The sequence below is a fragment of the Duganella lactea genome (assembly GCF_009857505.1).
GTDB classification, from domain to species: Bacteria; Pseudomonadota; Gammaproteobacteria; order Burkholderiales; family Burkholderiaceae_D; genus Rugamonas; species Rugamonas lactea.
Map to the genome: position 1 here is coordinate 56544 of NZ_WWCP01000032.1, position 10826 is coordinate 67369.

Sequence of the window (10826 nt, forward strand, 5' to 3'; positions counted from 1 at the left end):
TAACGCCATCAGCAGTGCAGCCCTAGAATTCAACTCAGAAAACGGTTTATTCACTCAATCTTTAAAGGAAACATCATGACTATTGGCATCATTGGCTCTGGCGCTCTCGGCTCCAACTTCGCCCGCATTCTCGCCAAAAAAGGGCGCTCGGCCACCATCTCCAACAGCCGTGGCCCAGCTTCGCTGGCTGAGCTGGTCAAGGAGCTCGGTCCGTCGATCAAGGCTGGCACTGTGGAAGAGGCAGCAAGTGCCGACATGGTGCTGATTGCGGTGCGCTGGGTCGATGCGGAAAAAGTGCTGGGCACGCTGCCCGCGTGGAACGGTCGGATTGTGATCGATGGCACCAACCCGGTGGAGTTTTTCGACCCTGCAACGTCGCCGGATGCGAACGACCCGAGCAATCCGCTCGCAGCGTACGGGATTAAGGCCGTTGATCTCGGCGGCAAGCACTCGAGTCAGATCATCCAGCAATTCGCGCCAGGCGCACGTGTCGTCAAAGCGTTTAACCACAACGACGTCAACGTGCTGACGACGCCGGAAGTCTCGGGTGGCCAGCGCGTATTGTTCTATTCGGGTGACGATGCTGCGGCGAAGGCCGAGGTGCGCGGCGTCATGGAGGCGGCCGGTTTCTTCCCGGTTGACCTCGGCTCCCTGGACGTTGGCGGCCCGCTGGCCTCGCTGCCATTCGGTGCGCTGTCAACGCATAACTTCATCCGTATCTGAGGAAGTCAGGATTCAGCGACCCTGGCGCTCCTCCTCCCAGGCTGCCAGCAGGTCAACGAACGCGCGGACCTTGGCTGGCCGATAGCGTGCCGCAGGAAACACCGCATGGATGCCGCCCGACGGCAGCAGCCATTGCGGCAGCACCGGGATCAGACGGCCGGCTGCAAGATCGCCTGCAATCGCAAAATCGGGCAACACTGACAGTCCCATCCCGCAGCAAACAGCCTCGCGCACGGCCAGGGTGGCGTCCAGATAAACTTCGGCCTCCACCGTGACGTCCTGAGGTTCGCTTCCCTGGCGCGAGAAGCGCCATTTCCGGTGCTCAGGTAGCGCGGTATTGGCAATGAACGGTAGCGTGACAATCTGCTGCGGCTGTTGGAGCTGCGCAACGCGCGGCGCCATGCTGGCAGACGCCACCAGCAACTGCCTGAAGGTGCCGACCTGTCGTGCCTGAAGACTGGTATCGGCCAGCCAGCCGACGCGGATCGCCAGTTCAATATTGCTGTTCATAACATTCAGCGTCTGGTCGCTGAGGATGGCGTCGACTTTGCAGGCGGGGTAGCGCTGCCGGAAGGCCGCGATGACTGGCACCACGACGCCCACTCCGTAGTCAAACGGCGCCGTCAGTCGCAGTGTGCCGGACGGCTCCGCCGCGCCTTCGGCCAGCTCGTCAAACGCCTCCTCGGCCTGGCGCAAAATAAGCGCACAGCGCAAGTAGAATGCTTGTCCCGCTTCAGTCGGCTGCACCCTGCGCGTGGTGCGCACCAGCAGCGAAGTGCGGAACTCACTTTCTAACCGGGCAACCTGTTGGCTTACCACCGCTTTGGTAATCCCGAGGCGCTCTGCGGCCGCCGTGAACGAGCCGGTCTCCACCACTGCGACAAAGTAGGTGAGGCGCCGAAGATTGCCTAGCCCGCCTTGGGCAGCAGCTGATTCATTGTATGTTTTAAGCATACATTATGTTAGGCGTAGATGTATTTTCCAGTCAATACATACTGCGTAGAATGGCTGCATCAACTATGGAGCTCAGATGGACAAAACCGTGCACTACTTGTTCGACCCGCTGTGCGGATGGTGCTACGGCGCTGCGCCGGTGGTGTCGTCGTTGCTGAAGGTGCCTGGCCTGAACGTCAAGCTACAGCCGACCGGTCTTTTTTCCGGCGCGGGCGCCAGACCGATGGACGCTGCCTTCGCCGCCTTTGCCTGGTCCAACGATCAGCGTATTCTGAGCATGACGGGGCAGCCTTTTTCGGCGCAATATCGTGAGCATGTCCTGGCTGGACGCTCGCAGATGTTTGATAGCGGTCCGGCGACGCTGGCGCTGACCGCCGTGTCCCTGACCGCCCCTACGCAAGCGTTCGATGCACTGAAGGCGATCCAGCATGCGCGTTACGTCGACGGTAGCGATGTCACGTCGTTGGCGGTTCTGGCGGATTTGCTATGGGCGTTGGGACTCGCAGACGCCGCCGCGCAGCTATCGCAGCTTGATGCTGCGCTGCTCAGTGCATGTCGATCCAGCGTAGCGCAGGCGCAGCGATTGATGCAGGCGTTGGGCGCCCGTGGCGTACCCACCCTGGTGCTTGAGTCCGGTGGCAGGCGTCAGATGCTCAATCTTGATCCGGGAAATTCAGATCCACAGGCGCTACTGCGCCAAATCGCAGCGGCCTAACCACAACCATCAACCAGGAGAACATCTCATGACTGCAACTACCAAACTGAAGTGGAAGCATTTTCCCGCTGGCGAGCATGGCTTTTTTCGCGCGCCTGTGCTGATTTCCGGCACACGCGAGGCGGTGCTGATTGATGGCGGCTTCACGCGGTCTGACGGCCTGGCCGTGGCCGATGCCATCAAGGCCAGCGGCAAGCAACTCACCACCATCTACATCAGCCAAAGCGATCCCGACTACTACTTCAGCCTGCAGCCTATCGTGGCTGCTTTTCCTGAAGCCAAGGTCATCGCAGCGTCAGCCACCATCACTGCCATCCAGGCCAACGTCGGGAAGAAACTGGCGACCTGGGGGCCGCAGCTGAAACAGAATGGCCCACAAAGCCTCAAGGATATTGTGATGCCGGAAGCCTTTGACGGCGCGACGCTGACGCTGGAAGGGCAGACGATGGAGGTCGTCGACGCCGACGGTTTGGCAAATCGCCGCTACCTTTGGGTACCTTCGCTGAACGCCATCTTTGGCGGCGTGCTGGTGTTTTCCGGCGTACATGTCTGGACTGCGGATACCCAAGGTGCGGCAGCCCGTGCAGCGTGGCGGCAGAATCTCGATACCATGGCAGCGCGCCTGCCTGCCGTCGTCGTGCCAGGCCACATGGCCGAGGGCGAGGCGGTGGACGCCAGCGCGATCAGCTATACCCGCGACTATCTGGTGGCATTTGAGGAGGAATTGCTCAAAGCCGCCGACAGCAGCGCGCTGATTGCCGCCATGACCCAACGCTACCCGAACGCTGGCATGGCCGTTGCTCTACAGATCGGCGCCAAGGTCGCCACCGGCGAAATGCAGTGGGGGTAAGCCCATGAAAACCAAGATTGACATTGTCCGTTCGCATTACGAAGCATCGGCACGGGGGGATATCGACGCGATGATGGCCGATGTGTCGCCGCAAGTGCGCTGGACCGAGATGGCAGGCTTTCCGTGCGCCGGTACCTGGATCGGTCCGCAAGCGGTGGTAGAGAACGTGTTCGCCGTGCTGGGCAAGGAATGGATCGGCTACCGCTTCGAACTGCAAAGCCTGATCGACGGCGGCGACCACGTTGTCGGGGTAGGAACCTACCACGGTATCTACCGCGCCACGGCCAAGGCAATGCAAGCGCGCGTGGTCCACCTGTGGACGCTGAAAGAAGGGCAAGTCGTGACCTTCGAACAGTTCACGGACACCTTGCTGGTCAACCAGGCGATGAGGGCGGAGCGGGACTAATACCATCCAGTTACCGTCGAGCTGAATGGAGAGCACGTGACCTTAAAACCGTGCTTCCATAAATTGAATAAACGCGCGAACGCGCGGATGGAGCTGCTTGCGTTCTTGATACAGCAGATACGGAGGTTCCTTGGCAGGCGGGCGGAATTTTTCCAGAACCGCGACGAGACGTCCTGCGTGCAGGTCATCACGAACGTGAAATTCCGCCAGCCTTACCAGTCCCAAGCCATGACGGGCAAGCGCTAACCGCATATCGCCAAGGTTGGCGCCTGCCTTACCGGTTACGGTGATTAACTTTTTCTCGCCCAGGTCGATTACAGGCAATCGTGCCAGTCCTGGCGCTGGCTGATGTTCAGGCAGTTGTGTTGCGCAAGATCCTCAGGGGTGTCTCGGGGATGCCGTGGCGCGCCAGGTAGCTCGAGGCGGGCGATAAATTTAAGCGGCGCCCCGCAGCCGAGAAACTGCCGGTTTCGACGGCCGCCAGGAATACTGCCAATTCGTCTCTGAACGCACCCATCCGAGTACCCCGGTCGGCTTCGCACAACCTCTGCCACGCCTGGCCATTCAAGATCTGGTCGTCTCTGAGGCCGTGCCTGAAGATGAGCGCGAGTGGGTTCCGCAGCCACCGAACGTCTGGTTCCGTTCACTGATACTGGACGTTACCCAAGGATATTTGGTGAACGTCTTGCGTGTACGGAAAAGCGGTGTCTTGTCGCGCCAATACCCGGAGAAATCCACACGCCGGATGTGCCGGACGACGTCAGCGGGATGATGACGCTGTGCCATGTCACTGGTGCATATAGCTCCCTTGACGAGCAAGGCCGTCCAGCAGGCGACGAAGACGTTTTCACCAGGCGCGAAGCAGCGATCAAGCATTACGAGGGGGGGCGGTCTGGGAACCGACTAGATCCGTCGCTTTATTCGCTGTGGCTGACGTCAAGGCTCGCGCGATCTGAGTTTTTGTCGCTTGGCGGCGCGAGGTGGCGAACTCACGGGAACTTCAGGCGATCGCCTGGCAGGTCTTGCAAGACTTGAACGCCGCGCGGCAGCCGCGCCAGGTGGGCGGCGGGCGTTAGCCGCCCACCTGACCCCGCTAACGATGGCCGGCCGTTATTGACCGCCCTCGAAGGCGCCCAGGTCTGGCGCGCTGCCGGTGTAGGGCAGGCCGACATTGACGCCTTTGTCCAGCAAGTCGCTGCCCGCCACCAGCCGGAAGTTCGGCAGCACCGGCAGACTGCCATCGGCCTGGCGCGCGGCGTCCCAGCCGCTGGTTGAGACGCTGCGGAAATCGGCCGAGGTGACCGACACCACGCCCGTCAGGTTCCAGCTGTTGTTGGCGACATCGGCGCCGTCGACATTCGCCACCAGCGTGCCCTGCCACGCGAGGTTGTTGCGCAGGATGCCGAGGTTGATGGCGGCGCCTGTGGCGTCCACACCCAGCATGTTGAAGTCGTTGCCGTTGGCGATGCTGGTGTTGTTGTAGTAGTAGTTGGCCACCGGATGGTGGTTGGCATAGAAGCCGGATGCCTTGTTGTTGAAGGCGACGCTGTTGCGCACCGTGTGCTGCGGCGCGCCGGCGACGTAGGCGCCGGCGAAGCCGCCGACCTTGAAGCCGTTGCCGTTGCCGGCCGCCAGCGGCGTGGTGGTGCCGGGCAGGTAGCCGTGCGACCACGCCCACGAGTTCTCGATCAGCACCGCCGAGCGTGCCTGGATCAGGTCGTAACCATCGTCGGTGTTGGCCCAGGCGCGGCAGCCGCGCAGCACATTGCCCGGCTGGTTGGCGCCGATGTGGACGCCGAAGCCGTCGGCGTTCTGGCCGTTGCCGCTCTTGCTATAGGGGTCGTAGTTATGGTGCGAGTCGACGTTCAGCACCAGGTTGTTGCTGCCTTGCGCGATGAACATGCCCGGCCCCATGTGGTGGTGGGTGTCGAGCCGCTCGAAGATGTTGTTGCTGCCGCTGTTCCACACGCCCCACGATTCGTTGTTGAGCTGATTGGTGGGCTGCTGCGGCGCGCCGGTGATCTCCAGCCCGCGCAGGTGCACCCAGCTGGCGGTCACGTTGAAGCCTTTGACGCGGCAGTCGTCCGTCATCCGCGAGAAATCGAACACCGGCTTTTCGCCGGCGTAGGCCCAGTAGCGGATCGGCTGGCCGGAGCTGCCGCTCTTGCTGAATGTGACGGCGTTGACCACGGCGGTGCGGCTGGCGCAGGCGCTTTCGGCGGCGGTGAAGATGTAGTTGCCGCCGCGTAGATAAACGGTGTCGCCGGCCGCCGCGACCGACTGCGCCTTGGCGATGCTCTTGAAGGGCGCCGCCTGCGTGCCGGCATTGCCGTCGCTGCCGGCCGGCGCGACATAGTAGGTGGCCGCCGCCGCCGACTGCGCGGCGACCAGCGCGAGCGCGGCGAGCAGGTAGCCGGTACGGCGTGGTTGGTGACGGCGCGCTGGCCGGGGCTGCGGTGTTGGTGCGTGTTGCATGTTGTCTCCTGTTTCTCGTTGTTGGTTTTTATGTCGGTGGAACCGTCTAAATTCTAGAGGCTTATTTCCTCGGCTAATCGTCGGGAAAAAACTAATCACGATGATGATTGTGGAAGACGCGCCGCCTCTGTTCCATATCGAATGGACATGGATGCCGGCATTTTTCGCATGCCTCGCGGCGCGGCCTTTCGGCTAGCATGGCGGCATGAAAAAACTACTGCTCACTTTATTGATCGCGGCCGGTCTGTCCGCTCACGCCGCCGAACCTTTCGTCAAGGGCGCCGACGTCGGCTGGCTGCCGCAGATGGAAGCCACCGGCTACAAGTTCTACAACAAGCAGGGCCAGCAACAGGACGCGCTGCGGATCCTCAAGGACTACGGTATCAACACCATCCGGTTGCGCACCTGGGTTCATCCGTCCGATGACAAGGCCAGCGGACACAACAGCAAGGACGAGACCGTCACCATGGCGCTGCGTGCGCAGCAACTGGGGATGCGTGTCATGCTGAATTTCCACTACAGCGACAGCTGGGCCGATCCGCAGCAGCAGCGCAAGCCCGCCGCCTGGGTGGGCCACGATTTCGCGCAGCTGAAGCGGGACGTCTACGACTACACCCTGGACGTGATGCGTGCCATGGAGAAGGCCGGCGTCAAGCTGGAGTGGGTTCAGGTGGGAAATGAAACGCGCACCGGCATGATCTACCCGGAAGGCCACACCGACAACTGGCCGCAACTGGCGCAACTGATCAATCAGGGCTATGACGCGATCAAAGCGGTCAGCCCGTCGTCCAAGGTGGTGCTGCATCTGGATCGTGGCCAGGACAACCAGTGGTTCCGCACCTGGTTCGACAACGCCAAGGCCAACGGCGCGAAGTACGATGTGATCGGCCTGTCGTACTATCCTTACTGGCTGGACGGTCGCCCGGACTACAGGCAGTCAATCGATGCGCTGGCCGCCAATATGAACGACATGGCGGCGCGCTACGGCAAGGAGGTGATGGTGGTCGAGGTCGGGGGCGAGGACAGTCAGCCGCAAAATACCTACGACATGTTGATGGCGGTGCAGCAGAAAGTGCGCGCGGTGCCGAACGGTAAAGGGCTGGGCGTGATCTATTGGGAACCGCAGGGTGCGCGCAGCTGGAGCCATTACGAGCTGAGCGCCTGGGGTGCCGATGGCCGCGCGACCAAGGCCATGGAGGCGTTTCTGGATTTTAAATAAGCAAGCGTTGCATTGAAGCCGGCATCCCCCCGAAAATCACGGCGGGATGCTGTTTTATTGTAAAATTTCAATGCATGAAACTCCACTTCGCCTCTTCGATACGCGCCAAGCTGATGCTGTTGGTGCTGGCCTGCATTCTGCCGGCCGCGCTGCTGGCGGTGTTGTTGATTAATTATGATTATCATCTCGGCTACGACAATTTCGTCAGCAGCGCCACCGCCATCGCGCGCGCCAACGCCATGGAAGTCGACAAGGAGCTGGCGCAGGTGGAGTCGGCGCTGGTCGGCATTGCCACCTCGCCCAGTCTGGCCGAAGGCAATCTGCGGGCGTTCGACGCCCAGGCGCGCCAGCTGGGCGCGCGCCAGAACATTTTCAATGTGGTGCTGGAAAACGCGGCCGGCCAGCAGTTGGTCAACACCTTCCTGCCGTATGGCGCCAGCCTGCCGGCCGATCCCGACTCGATTTCGCTGCGGTTCCTGCGGGAACGCGACACCACTTTTATCTCCAGCTTGTTCATCGGCCCGGTGGCGCAGCGTCCCATGGTGGCGGTCGGCATTCCGCTGCGTTCCATGGCGGGCGACTGGGGCGCCCTGACCGCCACCATTGCGGTCGAACGCTTTGGCGATATTCTGCGCGCCCAGAATTATCCGCAACACTGGATCACCGCCATCATCGACCGTGGCGGGCACATCGTCGCGCGTTCGGCAGACATGCAGCGCTACGTCGGCACCCAGGCGATCCCGCAGGTGCGCGAGCGCATGCGCCAGCAAGCCGAGGGGGCGTTTGAAACGCGGTCGCTGGACGGCAAGGAGGTCCTGGCGGTGATGGCCCGCGCGCCCAAATCCGGCTGGACGGTGGCCATCGGCATTCCGCTGGAAAATCTGCGGAGCGAGATGCGGCGCAAGCTGTGGTCGCTCGTGCTGGCGACGGTCGGCCTGCTCGGCGCCGGCTTGCTGATCGCCTGGACCATCGGCACCCGCATCGGCCGCGCCATGCATCAGTTGATCGAGCCGGCGCTGGCGCTGGGGGCCGGCGAGCGGGTCATGCCGCGGTCGTATGGCGTGCGCGAGGCGGACGAGGTGGGGGCGGCGATGGCCCGTGCGTCGGAGATGCTGCTGCGGGCCCGGCACCAGGCCAGCCACGACGGTTTGACCGGCATCGCCAACCGCGCCATGTTCAGCGAGTTTCTGGCGCGCCAGCTGGCCATCAGCGAGCGCAGCGGCAGTCCGCTGGCGGTGCTGTATCTGGATCTGGATCACTTCAAGGCCATCAATGACACGCATGGGCATGCGGTGGGCGATCAGCTGCTGATCGAGGCCTCGGCGCGGCTGGTCTCGCAACTGCGCAAAGCCGACCTGGCCGCGCGCCTCGGCGGCGACGAGTTTGCCGTGGTGCTGGCCGGCGCCGGCGCGGACGAGGTCGGCAGCGTGGTCGATAAATTAAGCTTGCTGATGGCCCGGCCTTATCAGCTGGAGGGCTGGTCGCTGGTGGCGGCGGCCAGCATCGGCGTGGCCGTCTATCCGCGCGATGGCGCAGCGCTCGAAGGCTTGCTGCAGGCCGCCGACCAGGCCATGTACGCGGCCAAGGCGGCGCGCAAAAAAACGGCGGCGCCGGCTTGAGGCAGCGCCGGCGTCGACTGCCGAAAGATGTCGAAATATCTTGTTTTGTGGAAATTAATCAGCTAAGCTACGGGTAATCATATCTACGCCCCCATGCCCCTCCATTGCTTGGTGGCATCCTTTTAGCGGCCTCACCCCTGCCGTGTTCGAATTCTTTTAGCTCATCCCACAGGAAACTTTTATGTTTGCCAACCTGAAGATTCGTACCCGTCTGATCGGCACCATGGCCTTGCTCGGGGTACTCATTGTTTTTATCGGCGTCAAAGGCGTCGTCGCGCTGCGCACCTCTAACGAGGTATTACAAGATGTGTACAGCAATTCCATGGCGTCAATGAAGACGATTTACGAGACACAGATTCTGATCGACCGCGCGCGCCTGTCGCTCGACCGCATCGTCATGGCGCCGGACGCGGCCAACGTGCCGGAGACCCTGAAACGCACCCAGGACTTCCTCGACGGCAGCGACAAGCTGTGGAAGAGCTATTATTCGCTGCCGTTCCGCGACGGCGAGAAAGCGCTGGCCGATCAGGTGGCGGCCAACCGCGACGCGCTGGTCAAGGACGGCCTGCTGGCTGCGATCAAGGCATTGCAGGAAAAGAACAAGGCGGAAATCGACCGCCTGATGCTGGGTGAAATCACCCGCCTGTTCCGGCTGTACACCGACAGTTCCGAGAAGTTGTCGACCTATCAATTGAAGGAGACCGCCGATCAGTACCAAGCGAGCCAGGCCTCCTACGAGCGCAACATGGTGATCGCCGTCGGCGCGATCGTCATCGGCATCGTGCTGGCGGCACTGTCCGGCGTGCTGCTGCTGCGCGCCGTGATGCGTCCGTTGAACCAGGCCATCGGCCACTTCCAGGCCATGGCGCATGGCAACCTGTCCAACCACATCGAGCGTGGCAGCAAGGACGAAATGGGCGAGATGATGGAAGGGCTGCATCAGATGCAGGAACGGCTGGCCGGCACCGTGCGCAGCGTGCGCGAGGGCAGCGACGCCATCGCCACCGCGTCGAGCGAAATTGCCGCCGGCAACCTGGACCTGTCGCGCCGCACCGAACAGCAGGCCGCCAGCCTGGAGGAAACCGCCTCGTCGCTGGAAGAACTGACTTCGACCGTGAAGCAGAATTCCGACAACGCGCGCCAGGCCAACACGCTGGCCAATTCGGCGTCCGACATCGCCGTCAAGGGCGGCGAGCTGGTCACCCGCGTGATCGACACCATGGGGTCGATCACCGAGTCGTCCGACAAGATCGCCGACATCATCGGCGTGATCGACGGCATCGCGTTCCAGACCAACATCCTGGCCTTGAACGCGGCGGTGGAAGCGGCCCGGGCCGGCGAGCAGGGCCGCGGCTTCGCGGTGGTCGCCACCGAGGTGCGCAATCTGGCGCAGCGCTCGGCGGCGGCGGCCAAGGACATCAAGGCGCTGATCACCGATTCGGTGCAGAAGGTCGGCAGCGGCAGCGCGCTGGTCAACGAGGCCGGCAGCACGATGGAAGAAATCGTCACCAGCGTCAAACGCGTGAGCGACATCATTGGCGAGATCAGTTCGGCCGGCCGCGAGCAGGAAATCGGCATCGAGCAGATCAACACCGCCGTGGCCGAGATGGACAATGTGACGCAGCAGAACGCGGCGTTGGTGGAACAAGCCGCCGCCGCCTCGCAGGCGATGCAGGAACAGGCGGCCAAGCTGGCCGAGATGGTGGCCGTGTTCCAGGTCGAGGGCGGCAACATCGCGCCACGCAAGACCGCCTCCGCGCCGGTGGGCAGCGCGAGCACCGCGCGCGCCACGCCACCGGCCACCGCCCGCAAGCCGGCGCTGAAGCTGGCGCAAAAACCGGCGGCCCGCGCGGCGGCCCGTCCTG

The 10826-nt window shown here is 62.7% G+C and carries 11 protein-coding genes; 7 read left to right on the plus strand and 4 right to left on the minus strand.

The genetic code is table 11. The features are described from left to right. Positions 1–75: 75 nt before the first annotated feature. Entirely contained in the window at positions 76–723 is a 648-nt protein-coding gene (locus GTP44_RS21060) for an NADPH-dependent F420 reductase (protein ID WP_161020945.1), read from the plus strand. A 12-nt stretch (positions 724–735) separates the two neighbouring features. Here GTP44_RS21060 and GTP44_RS21065 read toward each other — a convergent pair whose 3' ends face one another. Next, complete coding sequence (locus GTP44_RS21065) at positions 736–1677, minus strand: LysR family transcriptional regulator (protein WP_161020946.1); 942 nt, start codon at positions 1675–1677, stop codon at positions 736–738. 76 nt (positions 1678–1753) lie between these two features. Between GTP44_RS21065 and GTP44_RS21070 the strand changes: the two genes are divergently transcribed. Genes GTP44_RS21070 through GTP44_RS21080 form a run of 3 tightly spaced genes read left to right on the plus strand, consistent with a single transcriptional unit; the run spans position 1754 to position 3648 of the window. Then, entirely contained in the window at positions 1754–2392 is a 639-nt protein-coding gene (locus GTP44_RS21070; protein ID WP_161020947.1) for a DsbA family protein, read from the plus strand. A 28-nt stretch (positions 2393–2420) separates the two neighbouring features. Beyond that, positions 2421–3242, plus strand: coding sequence for an MBL fold metallo-hydrolase (locus GTP44_RS21075; RefSeq protein WP_229257017.1), 822 nt, complete (start codon positions 2421–2423; stop codon positions 3240–3242). Between the two features lie 4 nt (positions 3243–3246). Further along, entirely contained in the window at positions 3247–3648 is a 402-nt protein-coding gene (locus GTP44_RS21080; RefSeq protein WP_161020948.1) for a nuclear transport factor 2 family protein, read from the plus strand. Between the two features lie 42 nt (positions 3649–3690). Here the strand turns inward: GTP44_RS21080 and GTP44_RS21085 are convergent, their stop codons facing one another. The 3 genes from GTP44_RS21085 to GTP44_RS21090 form a co-directional block, all read right to left on the minus strand. Continuing rightward, positions 3691–3972 (minus strand): LysR substrate-binding domain-containing protein, encoded by a 282-nt coding sequence (locus GTP44_RS21085; protein WP_161020949.1) that lies wholly within the window; start codon positions 3970–3972, stop codon positions 3691–3693. Positions 3973–4000: 28 nt separating this feature from the next. Next, entirely contained in the window at positions 4001–4165 is a 165-nt protein-coding gene (locus tag GTP44_RS28280; RefSeq protein WP_371867287.1) for a helix-turn-helix domain-containing protein, read from the minus strand. 593 nt (positions 4166–4758) lie between these two features. Then, positions 4759–6123, minus strand: a complete 1365-nt coding sequence (locus GTP44_RS21090; RefSeq protein WP_161020950.1) for a right-handed parallel beta-helix repeat-containing protein — start codon at positions 6121–6123, stop codon at positions 4759–4761. A gap of 205 nt (positions 6124–6328) precedes the next feature. On the opposite strand from GTP44_RS21090, the gene GTP44_RS21095 reads away from it, so the two are divergent. The 3 genes from GTP44_RS21095 to GTP44_RS21105 form a co-directional block, all read left to right on the plus strand. Continuing rightward, positions 6329–7342: a glycoside hydrolase family 53 protein gene (locus GTP44_RS21095; RefSeq protein WP_161020951.1), complete on the plus strand. Its 1014-nt coding sequence runs from the start codon at positions 6329–6331 to the stop codon at positions 7340–7342. A 74-nt stretch (positions 7343–7416) separates the two neighbouring features. Continuing rightward, on the plus strand, positions 7417–8961 hold the full coding sequence (locus GTP44_RS21100) for a sensor domain-containing diguanylate cyclase (RefSeq protein ID WP_161020952.1): 1545 nt from the start codon (positions 7417–7419) through the stop codon (positions 8959–8961). Positions 8962–9142: 181 nt separating this feature from the next. Continuing rightward, the coding region (locus GTP44_RS21105; RefSeq protein ID WP_161020953.1) for a methyl-accepting chemotaxis protein at positions 9143–10826 on the plus strand (1684 nt) is incomplete at its 3' end.

Excerpts from the sequence above, each read along its gene's own strand:
- GTP44_RS21060 (WP_161020945.1), top strand. The coding sequence starts at position 76 with ATGACTATTGGCATCATTGGCTCTGGCGCTCTCGGCTCCAACTTCGCC.
- GTP44_RS21065 (WP_161020946.1), bottom strand. The coding sequence starts at position 1,677 with ATGCTTAAAACATACAATGAATCAGCTGCTGCCCAAGGCGGGCTAGGC.
- GTP44_RS21070 (WP_161020947.1), top strand. The coding sequence starts at position 1,754 with ATGGACAAAACCGTGCACTACTTGTTCGACCCGCTGTGCGGATGGTGC.
- GTP44_RS21075 (WP_229257017.1), top strand. The coding sequence starts at position 2,421 with ATGACTGCAACTACCAAACTGAAGTGGAAGCATTTTCCCGCTGGCGAG.
- GTP44_RS21080 (WP_161020948.1), top strand. The coding sequence starts at position 3,247 with ATGAAAACCAAGATTGACATTGTCCGTTCGCATTACGAAGCATCGGCA.
- GTP44_RS28280 (WP_371867287.1), bottom strand. The coding sequence starts at position 4,165 with ATGGGTGCGTTCAGAGACGAATTGGCAGTATTCCTGGCGGCCGTCGAA.
- GTP44_RS21090 (WP_161020950.1), bottom strand. The coding sequence starts at position 6,123 with ATGCAACACGCACCAACACCGCAGCCCCGGCCAGCGCGCCGTCACCAA.
- GTP44_RS21095 (WP_161020951.1), top strand. The coding sequence starts at position 6,329 with ATGAAAAAACTACTGCTCACTTTATTGATCGCGGCCGGTCTGTCCGCT.
- GTP44_RS21100 (WP_161020952.1), top strand. The coding sequence starts at position 7,417 with ATGAAACTCCACTTCGCCTCTTCGATACGCGCCAAGCTGATGCTGTTG.